Genomic DNA, 24,945 nt, shown 5'->3' on the forward strand with positions numbered 1-24,945 from the left:
CGGGTGGTGTGGGTAGGCTGGAACGGTTGCCCCGGAACGCCGCGGACCTCGGTTCGTGGGGTGATGGTGTGTGCGTGTTCTTTGAGAACTCAACAGTGTGCCGATGAATGTCAGTGCCAAAATATTTTTGGTGCGACCGCCTCTCTTTTCGGGGGGTGGTTGTTGCTGGCTGCCGCATTCTTCCGTCTGTGGTGGTCAGTGTTTTTGCTGGTTTGAGTTTTTGCTGGTGATTTGGCTCGATGTCTATGACTGATCGGCCCTTCGGGGTTTGATTGTGAGTCTTCAACGGAGAGTTTGATCCTGGCTCAGGACGAACGCTGGCGGCGTGCTTAACACATGCAAGTCGAACGATGAAGCCCAGCTTGCTGGGTGGATTAGTGGCGAACGGGTGAGTAACACGTGGGTGATCTGCCCTGCACTTCGGGATAAGCCTGGGAAACTGGGTCTAATACCGGATAGGACCGGCGGCCGCATGGCTGTCGGTGGAAAGGTTTTCCGGTGCAGGATGGGCCCGCGGCCTATCAGCTTGTTGGTGGGGTAACGGCCCACCAAGGCGACGACGGGTAGCCGGCCTGAGAGGGCGACCGGCCACACTGGGACTGAGACACGGCCCAGACTCCTACGGGAGGCAGCAGTGGGGAATATTGCACAATGGGCGCAAGCCTGATGCAGCGACGCCGCGTGAGGGATGACGGCCTTCGGGTTGTAAACCTCTTTCAGTACCGACGAAGCGCGAGTGACGGTAGGTACAGAAGAAGCACCGGCCAACTACGTGCCAGCAGCCGCGGTAATACGTAGGGTGCGAGCGTTGTCCGGAATTACTGGGCGTAAAGAGCTCGTAGGCGGTTTGTCGCGTCGTCTGTGAAAACCCGCAGCTCAACTGCGGGCTTGCAGGCGATACGGGCAGACTTGAGTACTGCAGGGGAGACTGGAATTCCTGGTGTAGCGGTGAAATGCGCAGATATCAGGAGGAACACCGGTGGCGAAGGCGGGTCTCTGGGCAGTAACTGACGCTGAGGAGCGAAAGCGTGGGTAGCGAACAGGATTAGATACCCTGGTAGTCCACGCCGTAAACGGTGGGCGCTAGGTGTGGGTTTCCTTCCACGGGATCCGTGCCGTAGCTAACGCATTAAGCGCCCCGCCTGGGGAGTACGGCCGCAAGGCTAAAACTCAAAGGAATTGACGGGGGCCCGCACAAGCGGCGGAGCATGTGGATTAATTCGATGCAACGCGAAGAACCTTACCTGGGTTTGACATACACCGGACCGCCCCAGAGATGGGGTTTCCCTTGTGGTCGGTGTACAGGTGGTGCATGGCTGTCGTCAGCTCGTGTCGTGAGATGTTGGGTTAAGTCCCGCAACGAGCGCAACCCTTGTCCTGTGTTGCCAGCAATTCGGTTGGGGACTCGCAGGAGACTGCCGGGGTCAACTCGGAGGAAGGTGGGGACGACGTCAAGTCATCATGCCCCTTATGTCCAGGGCTTCACACATGCTACAATGGCCGGTACAGAGGGCTGCGATACCGCGAGGTGGAGCGAATCCCTTAAAGCCGGTCTCAGTTCGGATCGGGGTCTGCAACTCGACCCCGTGAAGTCGGAGTCGCTAGTAATCGCAGATCAGCAACGCTGCGGTGAATACGTTCCCGGGCCTTGTACACACCGCCCGTCACGTCATGAAAGTCGGTAACACCCGAAGCCGGTGGCCTAACCCCTCGTGGGAGGGAGCCGTCGAAGGTGGGATCGGCGATTGGGACGAAGTCGTAACAAGGTAGCCGTACCGGAAGGTGCGGCTGGATCACCTCCTTTCTAAGGAGCAACTCCCGTCGGTGGGTCACACAGGTGACTCCGCCACGGGCAGAGCCATTTCGGATTCACACGTAATCCGGTGGTGCTCATGGGTGGAACGCTGACAGCTACTTCTCGTCCGGGTCCCGTTTCTGTGCGGGATCCGAGGAGTTATATCGGTGCACTGTTGGGTCCTGAGAGAACACGCGAGTGTTTTGTCAGCGACGATGATCGGGAACGAAGGGGTTGTTTCTTCTTCCGGTACCGGTTGTTGTGTGTTGTTTGAGAACTGCACAGTGGACGCGAGCATCTTTGTTGTAAGTGTTTATGAGCGTACGGTGGATGCCTTGGCACCAGGAGCCGATGAAGGACGTGGGAGGCTGCGATATGCCTCGGGGAGCTGTCAACCGAGCTGTGATCCGAGGATTTCCGAATGGGGAAACCCAGCACGAGTGATGTCGTGTTACCCGCGCCTGAATATATAGGGCGTGTGGAGGGAACGTGGGGAAGTGAAACATCTCAGTACCCACAGGAAGAGAAAACAACATGTGATTCCGTGAGTAGTGGCGAGCGAAAACGGAAGAGGCTAAACCGGATACATGTGATACCCGGCAGGGGTTGTGTGTTCGGGGTTGTGGGGTTCGATGTGTCGGTGCTGCCGCGCCGGCCGACAGTGAGAAATCGCCTGTGTTAGTCGAAATGGTCTGGAACGGCCTGTCGTAGAGGGTGAGAATCCCGTAGACGAAAACGCGGTGACTGTCGATTCGAATACCCGAGTAGCAGCGGGCCCGTGAAATCTGCTGTGAATCCGTCGGGACCACCCGATAAGCCTGAATACTCCCTGGTGACCGATAGCGGACTAGTACCGTGAGGGAAAGGTGAAAAGTACCCCGGGAGGGAGTGAAATAGTACCTGAAACCGTGCGCTTACAATCCGTCGGAGCCTTCGAGCAGTTTGGTCTGCTGGGGGTGACGGCGTGCCTTTTGAAGAATGAGCCTGCGAGTTAGTGGCATGTCGCGAGGTTAACCCGTGTGGGGTAGTCGTAGCGAAAGCGAGTCCGAACAGGGCGCATCAGTGGCATGTTCTAGACCCGAAGCGGAGTGATCTACCCATGGCCAGGGTGAAGCGACGGTAAGACGTCGTGGAGGCCCGAACCCACTTAGGTTGAAAACTGAGGGGATGAGCTGTGGGTAGGGGTGAAAGGCCAATCAAACTCCGTGATAGCTGGTTCTCCCCGAAATGCATTTAGGTGCAGCGTCGCGTGTTTCTCACCGGAGGTAGAGCTACTGGATGGTCTAGGGGCCCACAAGCTTACCGAAATCAGCCAAACTCCGAATGCCGGTGAGTGAGAGCGCGGCAGTGAGACTGCGGGGGATAAGCTTCGTAGTCGAGAGGGAAACAGCCCAGATCGCCGGCTAAGGCCCCTAAGCGTGTACTAAGTGGAAAAGGATGTGGGATCGCTGAGACAACCAGGAGGTTGGCTTAGAAGCAGCCACCCTTGAAAGAGTGCGTAATAGCTCACTGGTCAAGTGGTTCTGCGCCGACAATGTAGCGGGGCTCAAGTACACCGCCGAAGCCGCGGCACTCGCACAACACCCCGGAGGGTCCACGGATCGTCCGGCAGTGGTGTGGGTGGGTAGGGAGCGTCGTGCAGCCGGGGAAGCGCCGGAGTGATCCAGGTGTGGAGGCTGCGCGAGTGAGAATGCAGGCATGAGTAGCGAAAGACGAGTGAGAAACTCGTCCGCCGAATGACCAAGGGTTCCTGGGCCAGGTTAATCCGCCCAGGGTGAGTCGGGACCTAAGGCGAGGCCGACAGGCGTAGTCGATGGACAACGGGTTGATATTCCCGTACCCGTGTGAACGCGCCCCTGGTGAATCATCGGTACTAACCGTCCAAAGGGTGATCGAGTTCCTTCGGGAGCCGAGAGCCTGCTGCACGGGACCTTCGGTGGTAGTAGCCAAGCGATGGGGTGACGCAGGAAGGTAGTGGGGCCGGTCAGTGGTTGTACCGGTGTAAGCCCGTAGGGCGTGACACAGGCAAATCCGTGTCGCACACAGCCTGAGAGGTGATGCGTAGCCGAATGAGGCGAATTCCATGATCCTATGCTGCCGAGAAAAGCCTCTAGCGAGCTTTCACACGGCCCGTACCCCAAACCGACACAGGTGGTCAGGTAGAGAATACCGAGGCGATCGAGAGAACTGTGGTTAAGGAACTCGGCAAAATGCCCCCGTAACTTCGGGAGAAGGGGACCAGTCCCGGTGACCGGACTTGCTCCGTGAGCCGGGGGTGGTCGCAGAGACCAGAGAGAAGCGACTGTTTACTAAAAACACAGGTCCGTGCGAAGTCGTAAGACGAGGTATACGGACTGACGCCTGCCCGGTGCTGGAAGGTTAAGAGGACCGGTCAGCGGAGTTCACTCCGCGAAGCTGAGAATTTAAGCCCCAGTAAACGGCGGTGGTAACTATAACCATCCTAAGGTAGCGAAATTCCTTGTCGGGTAAGTTCCGACCTGCACGAATGGCGTAACGACTTCTCTGCTGTCTCAACCACAGACTCGGCGAAATTGCACTACGAGTAAAGATGCTCGTTACGCGCGGCAGGACGAAAAGACCCCGGGACCTTCACTACAGCTTGGTATTGGTGTTCGGTTCGGTTTGTGTAGGATAGGTGGGAGACTGGGAAGCCCGCACGCCAGTGTGGGTGGAGTCGTTGTTGAAATACCACTCTGATCGTATTGGACCTCTAACCTCGGACCCTGATCGGGTTCAGGGACAGTGCCTGGTGGGTAGTTTAACTGGGGCGGTTGCCTCCCAAAATGTAACGGAGGCGCCCAAAGGTTCCCTCAGCCTGGTTGGCAATCAGGTGTCGAGTGCAAGTGCACAAGGGAGCTTGACTGTGAGACCGACAGGTCGAGCAGGGACGAAAGTCGGGACTAGTGATCCGGCACCGGCATGTGGAAGCGGTGTCGCTCAACGGATAAAAGGTACCCCGGGGATAACAGGCTGATCTTCCCCAAGAGTCCATATCGACGGGATGGTTTGGCACCTCGATGTCGGCTCGTCGCATCCTGGGGCTGGAGTAGGTCCCAAGGGTTGGGCTGTTCGCCCATTAAAGCGGCACGCGAGCTGGGTTTAGAACGTCGTGAGACAGTTCGGTCTCTATCCGCCGCGCGCGTTAGAAACTTGAGGAAGGCTGTCCCTAGTACGAGAGGACCGGGACGGACGAACCTCTGGTGTGCCAGTTGTCCCGCCAGGGGCACGGCTGGTTGGCTACGTTCGGAAGGGATAACCGCTGAAAGCATCTAAGCGGGAAGCCTGTTCCAAGATGAGGTTTCTCACCCCCCTCGAGGGGGTAAGGCCCCCGGCAGACCACCGGGTTGATAGGCCGGAACTGGAAGTGCGGTAACGCATGCAGGTGACCGGTACTAATAGGCCGAGGACTTACCACAAAGAAGCTACGCGTCCACTGTGCGGTATCTGAAACAACACACTCACACTCGCTGCGCGAGGAGTCGGAGTAAACGCTGCCCCCCAAGAAATGGGTGGGGCTGCGGCCCCGACCCCCGCGAACAGCGTGCGTGGGTCGTTTCACAGAGTTACGGCGGCCATAGCGGAGGGGAAACGCCCGGTCCCATTCCGAACCCGGAAGCTAAGCCCTCCAGCGCCGATGGTACTGCACCCGACAGGGTGTGGGAGAGTAGGACACCGCCGAACACCCGTTACCGGAAGCCCCCCAACCTCGTTGGGGGGGCTTCCGGCATTTCCGCGTTCCCTGTGGGGCGCAGCCGAACCCGTCGGTCCTTCGTCGGGATCAGTCCACCGGGACCGCAAGGCGGGTGACCTCCGACCGCCCGCGCAGGGTGACTTCACCTTTCAGCGACCATCGGATGCGCTCCGCTTCCGCGGCCACCTCTACCGCCCGGGCCGACGCCACCACGTGGCCGGGGAACGTCTTGGCGACGTCCGACAGCCGAGCCGCTTCGTTCACCGGATCGCCGATCACCGTGTACTCGAATCTCTCGTGAGCGCCCACGTTTCCGGCCACCGCGAGGCCCTCGGTGACCCCGATTCCCGCCTCGCACTCGGGGACCTCGGTGCGCAACCGGCGGGCCATCTCCCGGGCGGCCGCGAGCGCACTGCCCGCCGCGTCGTCCATTGCGACCGGAGCGCCGAAGATGGCCAGTGCCGCGTCGCCCTCGAACTTGTTGACGAACCCGCCGGCCCGGTGCACCTCCTCGACCACCACTTCGAAGAAGCGGTTGAGCAGATGTACGACCTCGGTGGGCGGCCGATCGGCCGCCATTGCCGTCGAGCCGATGATATCGATGAACAGCACCGCGACATGGCGTTCCTCGCCGCCCAGGCGCGGCGACGACGCCAACGCCGCCCGCGCGACGTCCTGCCCGACGTGCCGGCCGAAGACGTCGCGGATCCGTTCGCGCTCGCGGAGGCCGTCGGCCATGCGGTTGAATCCCGCCTGCAGTTCTCCCAGTTCGGTTCCGTCGTAGACGACCACCTCGGCATCGAGGTCGCCCCGCTCGATGCGGGCCATGCCGGACCGCACCGACTCGATCGGCGCGACGCTGGTCCGGGCGGTGAGGAGCATAAGCAACGCCCCCAACAACAAGGCGAGTCCGCCGATCGTCAGGATCGTCACCGCGAACCGGACGGGTGATACGGGACGGACGAAGCTGAAGACCGCCACGAGCATCAGCCCGACGACGGGAACGCCGCTGCCCAGCGCCCAGGCCACCATGATGCGGCCGCTGGTGCCGGTGAGTCGGCGTCGCGGCGTCGCCCCGGCCTCCAAGGCCCGGGCCGCGATCGGCCGCAGGGCGAATTCGCTGAACAGATAGACGAAGCCGCAGACCGTCAGGCCCGCGAGGGCGATGGTGAGGGCGACCTTCGGGATCGTGCGCGGATCCACTACACCGAACGCGGTCGCGAACAGCACCAGCCCCAGCGCCCAGAATGCACCCTGCTGGGCGGTGAGGCGCATCGGCAGCCGCATGGTTGCACGTCGTTCGTCGGGGGTGGGATCCCGGTCCTCGAGGATCCACCGCAGTTGTGCAAGGCCGAGCCGGGTCCCGAAGGCCGTTCCCAGGACGATGGCCCCGCCGACGTAGACGGGTGCTATGACGCCGGTGACGACGACGAACTCCGGACGCAGCACCGAGGGGCCCGGGACGACGACGTTGATCAACAACGCCGTGATCGCGGCCCCCGCGATGTTCGTGCCGAGCAGCAACAGGGTGAGCAATGTCTGCACGCGAACACGTTGGCGCCGGACGGATTCCGCGGGCGCGCCGAGCAGCGGCGAGCCGAGGGGCGAGGTGCGGCGGGTGCGAGGCATGGTCGTTCGAGAGTAGTCCGGAGCGATCCTCTAGGGTGGCAACGTGCGCCTTGTGATTGCCCGCTGTCGAGTCGACTACGTCGGACGTCTGACGGCACACCTGCCGATGGCGCGTCGGCTGCTCTTGGTCAAAGCCGACGGATCGGTCAGTGTGCACGCCGACGACCGTGCCTACAAGCCGCTGAACTGGATGAGTCCGCCGTGCTGGCTGGTCGAGGAGTCCGCAGACGAGGCGCACGCCCTGTGGGTGGTGACCAACAAGACGGGTGAGCAACTCCGGATCACCATCGACGAGATCGAGCACGATTCGAGCCACGAGCTGGGTGTGGACCCGGGCCTGATCAAGGACGGTGTCGAGGCGCATCTGCAGGAACTGCTCGCCGAGCACGTCGAAACCCTCGGCCCCGGCTACACCCTCGTCCGCCGGGAATACCCCACGGCCATCGGTCCGGTGGACCTGCTGTGCCGGGACGCGGACGGCGGCACGGTGGCCGTCGAGATCAAGCGACGCGGCGAGATCGACGGTGTCGAGCAGCTCACCCGGTACCTCGAGTTGCTCAACCGGGACCCGTTGCTCGCGCCCGTCAGCGGTGTCTTCGCGGCGCAACAGATCAAGCCACAGGCCAAGACCCTTGCGACCGATCGCGGTATCCGCTGCCTCGTGCTCGACTACGACGCCCTGCGCGGCACCGAGAGCAACGAGTTCCGGCTGTTCTGATATGCCCCGCCGCAACGTTCCCCGATCGCAGCGCCGGCGCCGGCCCGATATCGGCGGGTCGACGTTCTCCGGGGCCACCTCCCGCACCGAATGGGGGCCGTCCGGCGCGGAGTCCGAGCGCTACACCGTGCGCACCGTCCCCGGGTCGCGAGCAACGAAGGCGTACCGGTGCCCCGGCTGCGATCACGAGATCGCGCCGGGAACCCCCCACGTGGTCGCCTGGCCCACCGACGACATCGGGGGCGCCGACGAACGCCGACACTGGCACAACGGATGCTGGGCCGGCCGCGGTACCCGCGGACCGACCCGGCGGTGGTCCTAGTGACGGCTCAGCCGTCGGGTCCTAGTGACGGCTCAGCCGTCGGGTCCTAGTGACGGCTCAGCCGTCGGGTCCTAGTGACGGCTCAGCCGTCGGGTCCTAGTGACGGCTCAGCCGTCGGGTCAGTTGCGGACCTTGCTGGCCACTGCAGGTGAGCGGCCGAGGCGATCGGTGGGCGGTGCCTCCTCGCCGGACCGTGCCTCCTTCGCCGAGCCGGCTTCGCCGTCGCTGCCCTCCGGCTTGCCGCCGGCCGCCGGAAGTTCCTTGGTGGCCGGTTCCTTCTCGGATTCCCCGGTGGCGATCTCCTTGGTCGCGTCGGCCTCGCCCTCGGTGGTGAGCGCATCCCGGTCGCGGTCGAGCAGCTCGCCCTCGCGCGTCACGGCGGCGAGCATCGACGGCACGGCCTCGAGCTGACCGCGTACCCCGTCCAACTGGCTGAGGATGCGGCCGCGCAGCACCCGCAGTTCCTCGGTCAGATCGCGGGCGTTGGCGATCTTCCGCTCGGACTGTTCGGTGGCGATCTCGAGCCGGCGTGCCGCTTCGCGGGACGCGATCTCGAGACGCTGCTCGGCCTCGGCCTTGCTGGTGCGCTCGAGCTCGTCGAGGGCGCCGAGGACCTTGCTGCGGCGCTCGCTCATGGCGATCTCGAAGTCCTGCTGGACCCGGTCCCGCTTGGCTTCCGCCTCCGCCGCCAGGCGATCGCGCTCCGCTTCGGCGGCGGCGATGATCCGGGCGGCCTGGGCACGCGCCTCCGCCATCGTGCGGGCGTGCTCCGTCTCGAATGCCTTACGCCGCTCGGCGAGTTCGGCGATCATCGCTTCGTAGTCCCCGCGCAGCCGGATGCCTTCCTGCTCGGCCAGGGAGATCATCTCGGCTGCGTCGGCCTCGGCCCGTGCCCGCAGCTCGGACGCCTCGTCGGAGGCGAGGCGCAGCATGCGGGAGATGCGGTCGCTCATGCCCTCGGCCGTGGTGGGCGGCACCGACAGCCGATCGACGTCCTTGCGCAGCTCGTCGATCTCGTTGCGGGCGTTCTCGAGCTGTCGAGCCAGGTCGCGAGCCTGCGCGGCGGCCGCATCCCGGTCCGTGGCGGTCACGCGCAGCTCGGCCTCGAATCTGGCGAAGTAGTTGGTCACCTCGTCGCGGTCGAATCCCTTGCGCACGATGGAGAAGGGCAGGTGGCTTGGGGTGCGATCGCGATCGAAGACCATGGCGCCAATCTACCTGCTCGAAGCGGCCGGAGCTGCGCGTGCCGCCGCGTTGTGCTAATGCTGCGGCGGTGTGAACCCGGCGAGTCGGCCGGGTGAGATGGGGGCGGTCAGTGCGATCCGTGCGCAGCAGGTTCGACGAGCTCGACGAGCACGCCGCCGGCGTCCTTGGGGTGGAGGAAGTTGATGCGGGAATCGGCGGTGCCGCGTCGCGGGGCGTCGTACAGCAGGCGCACGCCGCGCGCGCGGAGCTCGGCGGACACCGCATCGAGGTCGCTGACGCGGTAGGCGAGCTGCTGCAGGCCGGGCCCGCTGCGGTCGATGAACTTCGCGATCGTCGAGTTCTCGTTCAGCGGGGCGAGCAGCTGGATCGCGGTCGCGCCCTCCGGCGAGCCGGGAACCGACAGCATCGCCTCGCGCACGCCCTGCTCCTCGTTGACCTCCTCGTGGGTGGAGACGAGCCCGAGGTTCTCGGCGTACCAGGTGAGGGCGGCGTCCAGGTCGGGGACCGCGATGCCGACGTGGTCGATGGCGGTCACGAGGCCGGAGGTCAGCGCCGCGAGCGGAGTCGGAGTGGGGGAGGTCTCAGTCATGAATAAAGACGGTAGCGCTAACGTTAGATCAGTATGCGTCGGGATGGGCTTGCCGGCCTCGAGCCCGCGCGGAAGCCGTCACTCCCACCACCGGAGGAAATCCTCGTGACCAGTTCTGTCATCGTTGCCGGAGCCCGGACCCCGATGGGGCGTCTGCAGGGCGCCCTGAAGGACCTCTCCGGTTCGGACCTCGGCGGGGTCGCCATCGCCGGTGCCCTCGCCAAGGCCGGGGTGGCCCCGGAGCAGGTCGAGTACGTGATCATGGGTCAGGTGCTCACCGCCGGCGCCGGCCAGATCCCGGCCCGGCAGGCCGCGGTGGCCGCCGGCATCCCGATGGACGTGCCCGCCCTGACCGTGAACAAGGTGTGCCTGTCCGGCATCGACGCGATCGCGCTGGCCGACCAGCTCATCCGCGCCGGCGAGTTCGACATCGTCGTCGCCGGCGGCCAGGAGTCGATGAGCCGGGCCCCGCACCTGCTCGAGCACTCCCGGGCCGGGTTCAAGTACGGCGATGCGACCCTGCGCGACCACATGGCCTTCGACGGGCTGCCGACATCTTCACCGACCAGGCCATGGGCAACCTCACCGAGGCCGCCAACACCGGCACCCGGTTCGTCTCCCGCGCCGAGCAGGACGCCGTCGCCGCCGCCAGCCACCAGCGGGCGGCCCGCGCGCAGAAGGACGGGCTGTTCGACGCGGAGATCGTGCCGGTGTCGATCCCGCAGCGCCGCGGCGAGCCGGTCGTGGTCACCGCCGACGAGGGCATCCGCCCGGAGACCACCGCCGAGTCGCTGGCGGCGCTGCGGCCGGCGTTCGCGAAGGACGGCACCGTCACCGCCGGGTCGGCCTCGCAGATCTCCGACGGGGCGGCCGCGGTGGTGGTGATGAGCCGGGCCAGGGCCGAACAGTTGGGTCTGTCCTGGCTCGCCGAGATCGGCGCGCACGGGGTGGTCGCCGGCCCGGACTCGACGCTGCAGTCCCAGCCGGCCCGGGCGATCGCCAAGGCCTGCGCCCGGGAGGGCCTGGACCCGGCCGGGCTGGACCTGGTGGAGATCAACGAGGCGTTCGCCGCGGTCGGGATCGCCTCCGGCCGCGAGCTGGGGCTGGACCCGGCCCGGATCAACGTCAACGGCGGCGCCATCGCGCTGGGCCACCCGCTGGGGATGTCCGGGGCCCGGATCGTGCTGCACCTGGCGCTCGAACTTGCCCGCCGCGGCGGCGGTGTCGGGGCCGCGGCCCTGTGCGGCGGCGGCGGCCAGGGCGACGCCCTCATCGTCCGCGTCCCCAAGGCGTAGACCGCGTCCAATACTCTCGTCGCCGCCCCCGCGCACCGCGTGGGGGCGGTGACGTCTCTCACAGCAACGACAGCTCGTCGTAGCCGATCGGCACAATGGTGTGCATGGCGAACTTCTTCGATCTCAGCACCCCGGCCAAGCGGTTCCGCTTCGTCGCCGTCCTCGAGGCCTTCACCTGGGCCGGCCTGCTCGTCGGCATGGCGTTCAAGTACCTGCCCGAGAACGGCAACGAGATCGGGGTGAAGATCTTCGGCCCGCTGCACGGCGGCGTGTTCGTGGCCTTCGTCCTCGTCGCCCTCCTCACCGCGCGGGCGCTGAAGTGGAACCTGGTCACCACGGGCCTGGCCCTGATCTCGTCCGTCCCGCCGTTCGGCACGATCGTCTTCGAATGGTGGGCTGTGCGCACCGGCCGGCTGGCGGAACTGTCCGCGCAAGCGCGTCCGGTGGACGCGCCCGCACTCGCCTGACCTGCTGTCCCCTGCCGCGCGGAACGTGACAGACTGGACGGCGTGACTCGACCAGGTTCCCGTCCTGCAGCACGTTCCGCCGCGACCGCCGCGGCGATGTCCGGCGCGGTGGATCTCGCGCCCCTCAAGGAGCGGTCTACCGCGCCCCCACCTCCGTCGCAGCCCGGCTCCGGCACCGGCCCCCAGTCCGGTTTCACGCCCGTCGTCGACGTTACCGAGGCCACCTTCGAGGCCGAGGTGCTGCAGCGCTCGATGCAGGTCCCCGTCATCGTGGACCTGTGGGCCACCTGGTGTGGCCCGTGCAAGCAGCTCTCGCCCGTCCTCGAGAAGCTGGCCCACGAGGGTGGCGGCAGCTGGGTCCTCGCGAAGGTCGACGTGGACGCCAACCCGCGGATCGCGCAGGCGTTCGGTGTGCAGTCCGTGCCGACCGTCGTCGCGATCGCCGCCGGGCAGCCCCTCGCCGACTTCCAGGGCGTGCAGCCCGAACCGCAGCTTCGGCAATGGCTCGCCGCCATCCAGGACGCGGTCGCCGGAAAGCTGTCCGGCCCGCCCGGCGCCGAGCCCGTCGAGGAGCAGGAGGATCCGCGGTTCGTCGCCGCCGAGCAGGCCCTCGAGGCAGGGGACCTGGCCGGTGCCGAGGCGGCGTACGAGCTGATCCTGAACTCCGAGCCCGCCAATGCCGACGCTCTGGCCGCGCTGCGGCAGGTCCGGTTCCTCGCCCGCGCTCAGTCGGTGCCCGAGGACGCGATCGCCGCGGCCGACGCCGCCCCGGCCGACCTCGAGGCGCAGCTCGTCGCGGCCGACGCCGAACTGTTCGCCCAGCAGCCCGAGGCCGCCTTCACCCGGCTGATCGGGTTCGTCGCCCGCAGCGCCGGCGACGAGAGGAACGCCGCCCGCACGCGGCTGCTGGAGCTGTTCGAGCTGTTCGATCCCGCCGAGCCGTTCGTCGTCACCGCGCGCCGCAAGCTGGCGTCGGCGCTGTACTGATCGGTTCCCGACCCGCGGTGGCGGTCCGGCTTCCCGGGCCGCCACCGCGCGTCGGTCAGTGGTAGCGGCCCGAGCAGGCGGCCTCGCCGCCGAGAACCCCGGTGCGGAACGCGTCCACCCGGGAGAATCCGCTCGGCACGGTGTTGCCGTTGACGTCGCTGGCGGCGAGGCCGTCGGTCAGCAGGCCGGAGACCGCCTCGTCCAGATCGCCCGGCGACAACCACACCATGTCCTCGGCCGGCTGGGCGCCGGTGCTGTCGGGGCTCAGTTCCGCGCTGATCACGCCGGCGAGGCAGGCAGCCCGCAGCGCCGTCTGGGGGTCGACGAGCGACTGGCCGGCCGCGTTCTGCACGGCCAGGGCGTACCGGGAGGCGAGCAGCACGTAGGCGGCGTAGTCGCCCCGTACGTCGGTCGTGATCCCCCCGGCGCCGGTCTGCAACGGGGTACCGCGGTCCGCCAGCTCGTCGACGTCCACCCCGATGGTGTTGGTGGCGGGACAGTACGACACCGGCGACGTGGCCTTCGCGTCCGGACAGCCGAGGTCGGCGCCGGACAGGTCGAGCTCCGGTTGTTCCGGCAGATCGAACACCCGGCGGAACGAGGCCATCAGCGCCTCCACCGACTCCTCGGTCACGGGAAGTTCGCCGTCGTCGGAACTGTCGAAGAACTGCGGCAGATCGGCGCGCCGGGACTCGATCTCGGCGGCGTCGATGCGGGTGCACGATCCCGCACCGTCGGTGAAGCCGATCTGGAACGCGGTGACCCGCTCGAATGCTGACCCGTGGATCGCGTCCGGGTCGTTGGGGTCGCTGTCGCGGAAGGAGACCATCGACGCCAGCACCGAGTTCAGCCCGTCCGAGGTGTTCAACCGGAAGTGCTCCGAGTTGCCGGCGGCGACGTGCCGCATGAAGGCGCCTGCGAAGCAGTCCGCCTGCTGCTCGAACACGATGCCCGGATCGTCCTCGGCGACCGTCCCGGCCTTGAACTGGACGGCGTGCCCGTACTCGTGGGCGAGCACCGTCACGGCCGCCATCGGGCCGAACGTCTCGATGAGCTGCGGCATCAGGTAGGTGCGGTCCCACCCGATGACGTCGTCGCGGTTGCAGTACGCGGCGTTGATGAACTCGAAGGTGGATTCGCCGCAGAACTTCGGACCGCGCTCGTCGGGATCCCACGAGGCGATCGTGCCGACGGGCTCGAACGCGCCCCGGGCGATGCGCGGGAACTCCTCGTTCCAGTAGGCCTCGATGTCGGCGACCGCGTTGCCGGCGAGGACGTCGACGTCCCCGCCGTCCGAGTTCTCGATCGTCACCTGCGCGTCCGGGGCGGCGGGCCGCGGGCCGCTCGGGCCCGAGGACACCGGCAGGCCCGCCACCGAGAACGGGTTGTCGTAGATGGAGACGGCGGTGCCCTCGATGCGAGCGGCACATCCGGCGAGCACCATCACGGCCAGCGCCGGTACCGCGAGGCGGAACGGCAGCCGCGTCCGAGTCACCTGTTCTTCTCCTGTCGTCCGAGGACGGCGGTCACCGCTGCAACGTCAGCCAGATCGCACCGTAAGCAGGCAGCGTCACCTCCGCCGACGCCGGGCGCCCGTGCCAGGAGCGTGCCGTGGCCGTCACGGCGCCGAGGTTGCCGACGCCGTTGCCCTGGTAGGCCGTCGAATCCGTGTTGAGGATCTCCGACCACTGTCCTGTTTCGGGTAGTCCGACACGATAGTCCGAATGCGTCGATCCGGAGAAGTTGAACAGGCACGCCACGACGGAACCGTCGCTCCCGTGACGGAGAAAGCTCAGCACGTTGTTCGCCGAGTCGTTGGCGTCGATCCACGAGTACCCGCTCGGCGAGGTGTCCAGCGTCCACAGGGCGGGGTGCTCACGGTAGATCCGGTTGAGGTCGGCGACGAGCCGGTGCACGCCCTGGTGCAGCGGTCCGTTGTGCGGATCGTCGAGCTGCCACCAGTCCAGGCCCCGCTCCTCGGACCATTCCGCGGTCTGGCCGAACTCCTGCCCCATGAACAGCAGTTGCTTGCCGGGGTGGGCCCACATGTACGCGAGCAGGCCGCGCAGGCCGGCGGCCTGCTCGCGGTCGCCACCCGGCATCCGGGTCCAGAGCGTGCCCTTGCCGTGCACGACCTCGTCGTGGCTGACGGGCAGGACGAAGTTCTCACTCCAGGCGTACACCAGCGAGAAGGTGATCTCATGGTGGTGGTACGTGCGATGCACCGGGTCCCGGCCGATGTACCCGAGGGTGTCGTGCATCCATCCCATGTTCCATTTCATGGAGAACCCGAGCCCGCCCGCGTGGGTGGGCCGGGTGACGCCGGGCCATGCCGTGGACTCCTCGGCGACGGTGACGACGCCGGGGTGGAGCTTGTGCACGGTGGCGTTCATCTCCTGCAGGAAGGCCACCGCCTCGAGGTTCTCCCGGCCGCCGTACACGTTGGGGGTCCAGCCGCCCTCGGGCCGCGAGTAGTCGAGGTACAGCATCGAGGCGACGGCGTCGACGCGCAGGCCGTCGATGTGGAACTCGTCGATCCAGTACAGCGCGTTGGCGACGAGGAAGTTGCGCACCTCCCGGCGGCCGAAGTCGAAGACGTAGGTGCCCCAGTCCAGCTGCTCGCCACGCCGGGGATCGGGGTGTTCGTAGAGGGCACTGCCGTCGAAGCGGGCCAGGGCCCACTCGTCCTTCGGAAAGTGGGCGGGCACCCAGTCCACGATCACGCCGATGCCGGCGGCGTGCAACCGGTCGACGAACGCACGGAACTCGTCGGGCGTGCCGAAGCGGGCGGTGGGGGCGTAGTACGAGGTGACCTGGTATCCCCACGATCCGCCGAAGGGATGCTCGGCCACCGGCAGCAGCTCGACGTGGGTGAAGCCGGCCGCCGCGACGTACTCGGCCAGCTGGTCGGCCAGCTCCCGGTATCCGAGACCGGGACGCCACGAGCCGAGGTGCACCTCGTAGACGCTCATCGGCTCCTGCCACGGCCGGGAGTCGGCCCGGGCGGCGAGCCACGCGTCGTCGCCCCACACGTAGCTGCTGTGGTTGACCACGGAGGCCGTCGCCGGCGGCACCTCGGTGGCGAACGCCATCGGGTCGGCCTTGTCCTGGACCGAGCCGTCGCGGCCGTGGACCCGGAACTTGTACAGCGCACCCGGCTCCACGTCGGGCAGGAACAGTTCCCACACGCCGCTGGAGCCGAGCACCCGCATCGGCGCGAGCCGGCCGCTCCAGCCGTCGAAGTCGCCGACGACCGTGACGCCGCGCGCGCCGGGCGCCCACACCGCGAACGACGTGCCGCGGACCGTGCCGTCGGGCGTCTCGTACGAGCGCTGATGCGCCCCCAGGATCTCCCACAGCCGCTCGTGCCGGCCCTCGGCGAACAGGTGCAGGTCCAGCTCCCCGAGCGTGGGCAGGAACCGGTACGGGTCGGCGACGACGACGGTGTGCTCGAACGGGTAGGTCACCACGAGCCGGTAGTCCGACAGGTCGTGCACCGGGACGAGCGCGCTGAACACATCGTGGCCGAGAGGCTCGAGTGGGTGATCGATGCCGCCGATGCGCGCCGCCACCTTCTCCGCGTGGGGACGCATGGCCCGGATGATCGTGCCTTCCGGATGCGGGTGGGCGCCGAGCACCGAGTGCGGATCGTGGTGCTCGCCGGCCGCCAGCCGGGCGAGGTCGTGCGGGTTGGGGGAGTGGCGTCGAGTCGGGGGCACTGTCACGAGTTGCTCCTGTAGGCGAGGGTGGTTCGCGTCGGTACACCGATCGGGGGCAGCGCCAGGATGTGCGCCACCGCGCGCCAGGGTTCGAGCCGGACGAAGTTGGCCTGGCCCCACGAGTACTGCGCGCCGGACACCTCGTCGAACACCGTGAGCTGGTCGTGCCATTCGTGGCCGAGCGCCGGCATGTCCAGCCAGACGGTGCCCTGCTCGGCGCCGAACGGGTTGAGGTTGATCACGGTGAGGACCGAATCCCCGGTCCGGGGATCGAATTTCGAATACGCGATGAGGGCGTCGTTGTCGATGTGGTGGAAGTGGATGTTGCGCAGCTGCTGCAGGGCCGGGTGGGCGCGCCGGATCCGGTTGAGCGTGGCGATCCACGGCTCGAGGGATTCGCCGCGGCGGCGGGCCTCGTCGAACCGTCGCGGACGCAGCTGGTACTTCTCCGAGTCGAGGTACTCCTCGCTGCCGGGTCGCAGCGGGACGTGTTCGTAGAGTTCGTAACCGGAGTACACCCCCCACGACGGGGCGAGCGTGGCCGCGAGGGCCGCGCGCAGAGCGAACATTCCGGGTCCGCCGTGTTGCAGCGACTCGTGCAGGATGTCGGGCGTGTTGACGAACAGGTTCGGGCGCGCCTCGTCCGCCTTCGCCGCGATCTCCTGTGCGAATTCGGTCAGCTCCCACTTCGCCACGCGCCAGGTGAAGTACGTGTAGGACTGGGTGAACCCGCGTCGGGCGAGGCCGTACATGCGGGCGGGACGGGTGAAGGCCTCGGACAGGAACAGCACGTCGGGATCGGTGCGCTTGACCTCGGCGATCAGCCACTCCCAGAAGTTCGGCGGCTTGGTGTGCGGGTTGTCGACCCGGAAGATCTTGACGCCGAAGCTGATCCAGTGCCGCACCACGCGCAGCACCTCGGCGTAGATGCCGTCCGGATCGTTGTCGAAGTTGACCGGATAGATGTCCTGGTACTTCTTGGGCGGGTTCTCGGCGTAGGCGATCGTGCCGTCCGGCAGGACCGTGAACCACTCGGGATGCTCCTTCGCCCACGGGTGGTCCGGGGCGCACTGCAGCGCCAGATCGAGGGCCACTTCGAGGTCGAGTTCGCGCGCCCGGGCGACGAAGGCGCGGAAGTCGTCCTCCGTGCCGAGCTGCGGGTGGATCGCGTCGTGGCCGCCCTCGTCGGAGCCGATGGCCCAGGGGGAGCCCACGTCGTCCGGGCCGGCGGTGAGGGTGTTGTTCGGTCCCTTGCGGTTGACCTTGCCGATCGGGTGGATGGGCGGCAGGTACACCACGTCGAAGCCCATCGCGGCGACCCGCGGCAGTTCCTCCGCGGCGGTGGCGAAGGTGCCGTGCCGTGGCGTGCCGTCCTCGTTCCACCCGCCCGTCGAGCGGGGGAAGAACTCGTACCAGGAACCGAACAGGGCCCGTTCCCGATCGACCACGGCGGTGTACGCCTTCCCGCGGGTGATCAGCTCGCGCAGCGGATTGGCCCGCAGGATCTCGGTGATGTCGGCGGCGAAGGCAGGGGCGATCCGGTCGGCGAGCGGGCGCTCCGAACGCAGCGCCGCGGCCACGGCGAGCAGGGCCGGCCGGTTGGGGCGCGGCGCGGTCTTCGCGGCCTTCTCGAACAGGCGGGCGCCGATCTCGATGTCGTTCGCCAGGTCCTCCGGACCCTGGCCGGCGTCGACCTTCGCGTCCACCGCGTGCCGCCACGTGCTCACCGGATCGCTCCAGGCCTCCACCCGGTACGTCCACAGTCCCGGACTGGTGGGGGTGAACACGGCGTGGAAGGTGTCGGGCACCTCGCCGGGAACCATCGGGATCCGGATCAGCTTCCCTTCGCTCTCCGGGTCCGATCCCGGCCCGCGCACGGCCAGGGTGGCGGCGACGGCGTCGTGGCCTTCTCGCCACACGACTGCCGACACGGGAACCACCTCCCCGACAACGGCCTTGACCGGATGTCGCCCTCCCGAGATGTCGGGACGGACATCGTCGATGCCGAGGCGGCCTGTCGCGCTGGCTCCGATTCGACCTGTCACGCTCGCTCCGTTCCGTCTGTCATGCCGGCTCCGTTTCCCTCGCACGGACTGCTGACGAGCCTTCGGATGCGGCCCGTCCCCAACCGTAGTGGAGGTACGCACCGCCGTCCCCTCATGCGACGCGCAATGTCGTCGACGCCCCGCAATAGCTGTTACCCGGGTCGACGCGCCGGAACGAGCGAGCCCCGCGGCGCCGTGTGCCGCGGGGCTCGCGCGTCCGCTCGCGGGAACGTGGCCCGGCCGCCGGACGGCCGACGCATTTGCCGGTCTTCCCGACCGGCCGAATGTCGGTAGTCTTCCCGGGGTGAGAGCCTTGCGTCGGTTCACCGTACGAGCCCACCTTCCCCAGCGGCTGGCCGGACTGGGCCCGCTCGCCGTCAACCTGCGGTGGTCGTGGCACACGCCCACGCAGGACCTGTTCGCCTCGATCGACTCCGCGCTGTGGCGTCGCGTCGAGCACGACCCGGTGCGGATGCTCGGCGAGGTGCCGCCGGCCCGTCTCGACGCGCTCGCCGCCGACGAGGAGTTCCTCGCGCGGCTCGACGCCGAGTCGGCCGACCTCGACGACTACCTCGCGAGGCCGCGCTGGTACCAGCACCAGCAGCAGGAGGGCACCGGGCTGCCGTCCGGCATCGTCTACTTCTCCATGGAGTTCGGCGTTTCCGAGGTTCTGCCGAACTACTCCGGCGGACTCGGCATCCTGGCCGGCGATCACCTCAAGGCGGCCTCGGACCTCGGCCTGCCGCTCATCGGTGTCGGCCTGCTCTACCGCTCCGGCTACTTCCGTCAGTCCCTGACCGCCGACGGATGGCAGAGCGAGCACTACCCGAACTACGACCCGCAGGGCCTGCCGCTGCGGCTGCTGACCGAGGCCGACGGCACCCCTGCCCTGATCCAGGTCGCCATGCCCGGCAATCGCACCCTTACCGCCCGGGTGTGGATCGCCCAGGTGGGCCGCGTCCCGTTGCTGCTGCTCGACTCGGACATCGCCGAGAACGACGAGGAACTGCGCGGGGTCACCGACCGCCTCTACGGCGGCGACCAGGACCATCGCATCAAGCAGGAGATCCTGGCCGGGGTCGGCGGGGTGCGCGCCGTCCGCGCCTACACCCGGATCGCGGGACTGCGCGATCCCGAGGTGTTCCACATGAACGAGGGACACGCCGGGTTCCTGGGCGCCGAACGCATCCGCGAACTGGTCACGGGCGCCGGTCTGGACTTCGACGAGGCGCTCGCCGCCGTGCGCGCCGGCACCGTCTTCACCACCCACACCCCGGTTCCCGCGGGCATCGACCGGTTCCCGGCGGAACTCGTCCGGCACTACTTCTCCGGACCGAACGGCGAGAACGAGTCGGCGCTGCTGCCCGGCCTGGGGGTGGACCGCGTCCTTTCCCTCGGCCGGGAATCGGACCCCCGTGTGTTCAACATGGCCCACCTGGGTCTGCGGCTCGGCCAGCGCAGCAACGGCGTGTCGAAGCTGCACGGCCGGGTCAGCCGCGAGATGTTCGTGGGCCTGTGGCCCGGCTTCGACGCCGGCGAGGTGCCGATCGGGTCGGTCACCAACGGCGTGCACGCCCATACCTGGGCCGCCCGCGAGTGGCTCGAGTTCGCCAACCGTCTCGCCGGTCCCGACCGGGTCGAGGAGGCCCAGGGCTGGGAACTGCTGCAGACGGTCGAACCGCGCGAGCTGTGGGCCACCCGCAACACGTTGCGTGCGCAGCTGGTGGAGGAGATCCGTCGGCGGCTGCGCCGGTCCTGGCTCCAGCGCGGCGCCACCGAGGCCGAACTCGGCTGGGTGGACGGGGTCTTCGATCCGCACGTGCTCACCGTCGGCTTCGCCCGCCGGGTGCCGACCTACAAGCGGCTCACCCTGATGCTGCGCGACCCGGAACGACTGCGGGCCCTGCTGCTCGACGAGGAGCGCCCCGTGCAGCTGGTCGTCGCCGGCAAGAGCCACCCGGCCGACGACGGCGGCAAGGCACTGATCCAGCAGGTGGTGCGGTTCGCCGATGCCGCCGACGTGCGGCACCGCATCGTTTTCCTGCCGGACTACGACATGTCCATGGCCCGGTACCTCTACTGGGGCTGCGACGTGTGGCTGAACAACCCGCTGCGCCCGCTCGAGGCGTGCGGCACCTCCGGGATGAAGTCGGCCCTCAACGGCGGGCTCAACCTCTCCATCCGCGACGGCTGGTGGGACGAGATGTACGACGGCGAGAACGGCTGGGCCATCCCCACCGCCGACGGTGTGATCGACGAACACCGCCGCGACGACCTCGAGGCCAGCGCCCTGTACGAGCTGCTCGAGCGCTCGGTCCTGCCGCGGTTCTACGACCGGGACGGCAGCGGTGTGCCCACCCGCTGGATCGAGATGGTGCGGCACACACTCCAGAACCTCGGTCCGAAGGTGCTCGCCTCCCGCATGGTCCGGGACTACACCGTGCAGTACTACGCGCCGGCGGCCGCGGCCGCGCGCGAGGCGGTCGCCGACGGGTTCGCCGGAGCGCGCGAGCTCGCCCACTACCGGCGTCGCGTCGAGGCGGCATGGCCGGCCGTGCGGGTGGCCCAGGTCGACAGCGCCGGACTGCCGGACATCCCGGAGATCGGCTCCAAACTGGCCCTGACCGCCCACGTGTACCTCGACGGTCTCCGGGTGACCGACGTGGTCGTTCAGGCCGTCGTCGGCCGGGTCGGGGTCGACGACACCCTGTCCGACGTGGTGACGGTGCCGATGCGGCACACCGGCACGGACCCGCTGGGCGAGGTCTTCGAGGTCGAGGTCGCGCTGCCGATGGCCGGGTCGGTCGGCTACACGGTGCGGGTGCTGCCGCACCACGAGCTGCTCGCGTCGGACGCCGAACTCGGCAAGGTCGTGCTCGCCTAGCTAGCTCTCCGCGCCGGGCCCGCGGCCGCTCGCGTCGAGCAGGACGCGCGCGGCGTCGCGGGCCTGCCGCGCGACGGCGGGAGAACCGGAGATCGCCGCCGTCGCCATCGCCCCGTTGGCCAGGATCGCCAGCTGGTCGCCCAGTGCCGGGGGGCTGCCCGCGTCCGCCACGAGTCCGCGCAGGTAGCGCCGGAACGCGTCCTTGTGCGTGCGGGCGATCTCGGCGACGTCACCGGAGATTCCGCCGAGTTCGCCGAACGTGTTGATGAAGGTGCAGCCGCGGAAGTCGCTGCAGGCGAACCATTCCTCGAGAAAGTCGAACACCGCGAGAACCCGCTCGCGCGGATCGGTGCGGGCATCGACATACCGGCGCAGATCCGTCAGCACGGTGTGATCGCGCCGGGTCAGAACGGCCTCCACGAGCCGGTCCTTGGCGGGGTAGAGCTGATAGAGCCGCTTGAGCGACACCCCGGAGCGGGCCCGGATCGTGTCCATTCCGACGGCCTGGATGCCGTGCTCGTTGAACAGTTCCTCGGCGGCGTCGAGCAGCCGGGTCTGCGCGGTGTCCGCGTCCATCGGGCCCCTCTCTCTTGCATCGAGAACCATCGTTCTCTACGCTACACCACGTACCGGAGAACGCTCGTTCTCCGACCGATCCGAGGAGGACTCATGTCCGCTTCCGCTGTCCGCCACCGCACCGAGACCATCGACGGGCTCGACGTTTCCTACCGCGAGGCCGGGGACCCGGGTGCGCCGGCTCTCGTTCTGCTGCACGGCTTCCCGTCCAGCTCGCACATGTTCCGCCACCTGCTCGGCGAGCTCGCCGACCAGTACCACCTCGTCGCCCCCGACCACATCGGCTTCGGGCGATCGGCGATGCCCGCCGTCGACGAGTTCGACTACAGCTTCGACCGTCTCGCGCAGATCACCGATGCGCTGCTCGACCGGATCGGGCTGACGCGCTTCGCCCTCTACCTCCACGACTACGGCGCCCCGATCGGCCTGCGGATCGCGGCCGGGAACCCCGAGCGCGTCACCGCGCTGATCACCCAGAGCGGCAACGCCTACCGCGAAGGGTTCACCCCGTTCTGGGAGGTCCTCTTCGCCCACGCACAGGACCGCGCCGCCCACGAATCCGCCGTCCGTGCCCTCCTCGAGCCCGAGGCGACCCGGTGGCAGTACGTCCACGGTGTCCCCGAGGACCGGCTCGACCGGATCGCCCCGGAAGCCTGGCTGCTCGACCAACTGGGCCTCGATCGGCCCGGCAACAAGGAGATCCAGCTCCAGTTGTTCTGGGACTACCAGTTCAACCTCGACGCGTACCCGGCATTCCAGGAGTACTTCCGCGCCTGGCGGCCGCCGACCCTGGTGGCGTGGGGCCGCGGCGACGAGATCTTCGGTCCCGCCGGTGCGGAAGCATTCGCCCGCGACCTCCCCGACGCGGAGATTCACCTGCTCGACGCAGGCCACTTCGCCCTCGAGACCCACGGGCCGGAGATCGCGGACCTCGTCCGTGGATTCCTGGGCCGCACTCTGAACCCGGCCGCACTCTGAGCCCGGCCGCACACTCCGAGACCGAAGGAGAGTAATCGGATGCCACCGCTTCTCGGTGATGCACCGGACGGGTCCCGCCGTGCCCTGGCCGCCGCCCTCGCCCCGGGGGCCGTCGCGCTCGGCGCGGCCGGCGCGCTCGCCGCCCTCGAGAACCTCGCCCACTGGGCGGTGTTCGGGTTGCCGTACGTCGCGTCCGCAGCCCTCATCGCCCTCGCACCCGGCACCCCGGCCGCCCGGCCCGGAGCGATCGTGCGGGCCTACCCTGCGGCCGCGGCCGCGGCGCTCGTCGTCGCGGCCGTCGCCGGTCCGTCGCAGGCCGGAGCCGCCGTCGCAGCGGGACTTGCGGTCGTCGCCATGGCGCTGCTGCGGGCGCCGCATGTGCCCGCCGCGGTGTGTGCCGGGGCGATCGGGCTCACGGACCCGGGGATCGGCTACGTGGGAACCACGCTGGTGCCGGCGCTCCTCGTCGTCCTCGGCGTCGCGACCGTCGCCGGGCGGGTGCTGCCCGGATTCGTCTATCCGGCGCGGGTCGCCCGTGCCGGCTGACCGGGACGGTCGCCCGTCGCTGTGCGCACGCCCTCGCTTCGAGGTATAGGACCGCGCGGCGGTGGGTATACACCCGATGCGTCCGACCGAGGACGCATCGGAAATCGAGGAGGAGGATGCACTCGCGACACGCCTCTCAGGCGTTCACATCGACCGGGTTGTTCTACCGCGGGGTCCGCGCCGAGCCGAGCCAGGTGACGATGCTCCGGCAGGCCCTGGACCGGTGGCTGGACCGCCTCCACCTCGAGGTCGAACTCGGGCAGGATGTGCTGCTGGCCAGCTACGAAGCGCTGGCCAATGCCGTCGAGCACGCGTATCCCGACGGGTACGGGGATCGTGTCGGCGCGGTCGACCTGGAGGCCGTCTATCGACCGGGGGAACGTTCCGTCGAAGTGATCGTCACCGATCACGGCCGCTGGCGCACCCCGGAGGATCCGTCCGGCGACAGCTGCCGTGGCCACGGGCTCGCGCTGATCCGGACCCTGACGTCCCACACGGATGTCGTCACCGTCCCCGACGGCACCTCGGTCTCGATGAAGTGGGACGTCTCGACCTCGCCCGCGCTCGTCGCGGCGCCGTGACCCGGTAGTGACGCATCAGCCGTGACCCGGCAGTGACACATCAGCCGTGACCCGGCAGTGACACATCAGCCGTGACCCGGCAGTGACACATCAGCCGTGACCCGGCAGTGACGGACCACCGGCTTCCGGAAGCGCCCCCCTGCGGCGCTGTCCGGAAGCCGATGGTCCGGTCGGAGACCACCGACGCCGGGAGAACGTCGGCGGTCAGCTCCTGCGGCCGCGCCGGCTCGACGCCCATCCGGGGCGCCGGGGCGAGGCCGCGGTGGCCCTGCGATCGTCGCCGGTCACAGTGCTCCCGTGGTCGTCCGCGAACATCGCGTCGATACGAGCCTTGATCTCGGCCGTGCTCATCGCCGAACCCGGGACGGTGCTCGGGTCGGCGACGTGATTGAGGTGGTTCATCGGTTCCTTGCTCGGGTGGGCCCGGGCGGGCCGTCGGAGTCGGTGGTGGGCGAGGTCAGGAGCGGATCATCACCGCTGCGACCGCGACCGTCGCCACCGTGAGAAGGGCGGCCAGCACGCCGAGGGTGAGGGATCGGCTGATCGCGACGGCCAGCCCGCACGAGAGGGTGCCGGCACCGACGATGATGGACGGTACCGAGAGCAGCGGCGAGTTGTCGCTGTGGGGAGCCGGATGGGCGAGGTGAGCCATGGGTGTTCCTTCTTCGCGGATCGTGTCCGGGAGGTACACCTGCTCGGAGCGACGGGCAACCGGGCCTCGAGCGGTGTTCTCCCGAAAACCTGTCCACACGATTCGTGGAGAGTGAGAGAGGAGCACCGGGGGTCGGGGCGGCTCCGATTCGGGCGTCGCCGGGATCTGGGGCGGACGCTCTGTGTACCAGGATATGTGATGTGACGCGTGCGACGCCACCCAAGAACTGTGATGTGTGTCACTA

General features: G+C 68.0%; 17 protein-coding genes, 3 rRNA genes and 1 pseudogene. 12 read left to right on the forward strand and 9 right to left on the reverse strand.

The annotated features are described in order from the left end of the window. Positions 1-282: 282 nt before the first annotated feature. The 3 genes from ISO16_RS00005 (at position 283) to rrf (ending at position 5,497) form a co-directional block, all read left to right on the forward strand. A 16S ribosomal RNA gene (locus tag ISO16_RS00005) occupies positions 283-1,804 on the forward strand. Positions 1,805-2,098: 294 nt separating this feature from the next. After that, positions 2,099-5,232 (forward strand): 23S ribosomal RNA (locus ISO16_RS00010). 148 nt (positions 5,233-5,380) lie between these two features. Then, positions 5,381-5,497: ribosomal RNA gene (gene rrf / locus ISO16_RS00015) — 5S ribosomal RNA — on the forward strand. Together the 16S, 23S and 5S rRNA genes form the textbook arrangement of a ribosomal RNA operon. Positions 5,498-5,594: 97 nt before the next feature. Here rrf and ISO16_RS00020 read toward each other — a convergent pair. Further along, positions 5,595-7,136, reverse strand: a complete 1,542-nt coding sequence (locus ISO16_RS00020) for an adenylate/guanylate cyclase domain-containing protein (protein ID WP_072634983.1) — start codon at positions 7,134-7,136, stop codon at positions 5,595-5,597. A gap of 43 nt (positions 7,137-7,179) precedes the next feature. Between ISO16_RS00020 and nucS the strand changes: the two genes are divergently transcribed. Both nucS and ISO16_RS28545 read left to right on the forward strand, forming a co-directional pair. Further along, positions 7,180-7,854 (forward strand): endonuclease NucS, encoded by a 675-nt coding sequence (nucS, locus tag ISO16_RS00025; protein WP_029542949.1) that lies wholly within the window; start codon positions 7,180-7,182, stop codon positions 7,852-7,854. A gap of 1 nt (position 7,855) precedes the next feature. Then, positions 7,856-8,176, forward strand: coding sequence for a hypothetical protein (locus ISO16_RS28545; protein WP_029542951.1), 321 nt, complete (start codon positions 7,856-7,858; stop codon positions 8,174-8,176). Between the two features lie 119 nt (positions 8,177-8,295). Here ISO16_RS28545 and ISO16_RS00030 read toward each other — a convergent pair whose 3' ends face one another. Beyond that, the gene (locus ISO16_RS00030; RefSeq protein WP_006944441.1) at positions 8,296-9,381 is read right to left on the reverse strand and encodes a hypothetical protein; all 1,086 of its coding nucleotides are present in this window, start codon (positions 9,379-9,381) and stop codon (positions 8,296-8,298) included. A gap of 107 nt (positions 9,382-9,488) precedes the next feature. After that, positions 9,489-9,971: a methylmalonyl-CoA epimerase gene (gene mce / locus ISO16_RS00035; RefSeq protein WP_029542955.1), complete on the reverse strand. Its 483-nt coding sequence runs from the start codon at positions 9,969-9,971 to the stop codon at positions 9,489-9,491. Between the two features lie 105 nt (positions 9,972-10,076). Between mce and ISO16_RS00040 the strand changes: the two are divergent. From ISO16_RS00040 to ISO16_RS00050, 3 genes and pseudogenes are all read left to right on the forward strand, one after another. Continuing rightward, a pseudogene (locus ISO16_RS00040) lies at positions 10,077-11,266 on the forward strand (acetyl-CoA C-acetyltransferase). A gap of 95 nt (positions 11,267-11,361) precedes the next feature. Further along, a complete protein-coding gene (locus ISO16_RS00045) occupies positions 11,362-11,733 on the forward strand; it encodes a DUF3817 domain-containing protein (RefSeq protein WP_006938400.1) in 372 nt (123 codons plus the stop codon). 96 nt (positions 11,734-11,829) lie between these two features. Beyond that, a complete protein-coding gene (locus ISO16_RS00050) occupies positions 11,830-12,720 on the forward strand; it encodes a tetratricopeptide repeat protein (RefSeq protein ID WP_029542958.1) in 891 nt (296 codons plus the stop codon). Positions 12,721-12,775: 55 nt separating this feature from the next. Here ISO16_RS00050 and ISO16_RS00055 read toward each other — a convergent pair whose 3' ends face one another. The 3 genes from ISO16_RS00055 to ISO16_RS00065 are packed head-to-tail and all read right to left on the reverse strand — an operon-like array spanning position 12,776 to position 18,484. Continuing rightward, positions 12,776-14,215, reverse strand: coding sequence for a metallopeptidase (locus ISO16_RS00055; protein WP_050035018.1), 1,440 nt, complete (start codon positions 14,213-14,215; stop codon positions 12,776-12,778). Positions 14,216-14,246: 31 nt separating this feature from the next. Then, positions 14,247-16,445 carry a 1,4-alpha-glucan branching protein GlgB gene (gene glgB / locus ISO16_RS00060; protein WP_006938391.1) on the reverse strand — a complete coding sequence of 733 codons (2,199 nt, stop codon included), beginning with the start codon at positions 16,443-16,445 and terminating at the stop codon, positions 14,247-14,249. Then, complete coding sequence (locus ISO16_RS00065; RefSeq protein WP_072634984.1) at positions 16,442-18,484, reverse strand: alpha-1,4-glucan--maltose-1-phosphate maltosyltransferase; 2,043 nt, start codon at positions 18,482-18,484, stop codon at positions 16,442-16,444. The genes glgB and ISO16_RS00065 overlap by 4 nt, the downstream gene beginning before the upstream one ends. 304 nt (positions 18,485-18,788) lie before the next feature. Here ISO16_RS00065 and glgP point away from each other — a divergent pair, with 304 nt between their 5' ends. Next, the gene (glgP, locus tag ISO16_RS00070; RefSeq protein WP_072634985.1) at positions 18,789-21,368 is read left to right on the forward strand and encodes an alpha-glucan family phosphorylase; all 2,580 of its coding nucleotides are present in this window, start codon (positions 18,789-18,791) and stop codon (positions 21,366-21,368) included. On the opposite strand, the gene ISO16_RS00075 is transcribed toward glgP, so the two are convergent. Beyond that, a complete protein-coding gene (locus ISO16_RS00075; RefSeq protein ID WP_006938382.1) occupies positions 21,369-21,944 on the reverse strand; it encodes a TetR/AcrR family transcriptional regulator in 576 nt (191 codons plus the stop codon). 93 nt (positions 21,945-22,037) lie between these two features. Here ISO16_RS00075 and ISO16_RS00080 point away from each other — a divergent pair, with 93 nt between their 5' ends. The 3 genes from ISO16_RS00080 to ISO16_RS00090 all read left to right on the forward strand — a co-directional run bounded on the left by ISO16_RS00080 (position 22,038) and on the right by ISO16_RS00090 (position 24,049). Beyond that, positions 22,038-22,922, forward strand: coding sequence for an alpha/beta fold hydrolase (locus ISO16_RS00080; protein ID WP_072634986.1), 885 nt, complete (start codon positions 22,038-22,040; stop codon positions 22,920-22,922). A gap of 39 nt (positions 22,923-22,961) precedes the next feature. Further along, positions 22,962-23,468 carry an HPP family protein gene (locus ISO16_RS00085; RefSeq protein ID WP_006938378.1) on the forward strand — a complete coding sequence of 169 codons (507 nt, stop codon included), beginning with the start codon at positions 22,962-22,964 and terminating at the stop codon, positions 23,466-23,468. Positions 23,469-23,584: 116 nt separating this feature from the next. After that, positions 23,585-24,049, forward strand: a complete 465-nt coding sequence (locus ISO16_RS00090) for an ATP-binding protein (protein ID WP_029542966.1) — start codon at positions 23,585-23,587, stop codon at positions 24,047-24,049. A gap of 204 nt (positions 24,050-24,253) precedes the next feature. Here ISO16_RS00090 and ISO16_RS00095 read toward each other — a convergent pair whose 3' ends face one another. Next, positions 24,254-24,451, reverse strand: a complete 198-nt coding sequence (locus ISO16_RS00095) for a hypothetical protein (RefSeq protein ID WP_006947393.1) — start codon at positions 24,449-24,451, stop codon at positions 24,254-24,256. Between the two features lie 55 nt (positions 24,452-24,506). Next, a complete protein-coding gene (locus tag ISO16_RS00100) occupies positions 24,507-24,701 on the reverse strand; it encodes a hypothetical protein (RefSeq protein WP_206530813.1) in 195 nt (64 codons plus the stop codon). Positions 24,702-24,945: the final 244 nt, after the last annotated feature.

This window comes from Rhodococcus sp. M8, from assembly GCF_015654185.1.
Classification (GTDB): Bacteria; Actinomycetota; Actinomycetes; order Mycobacteriales; family Mycobacteriaceae; genus Rhodococcus; species Rhodococcus aetherivorans.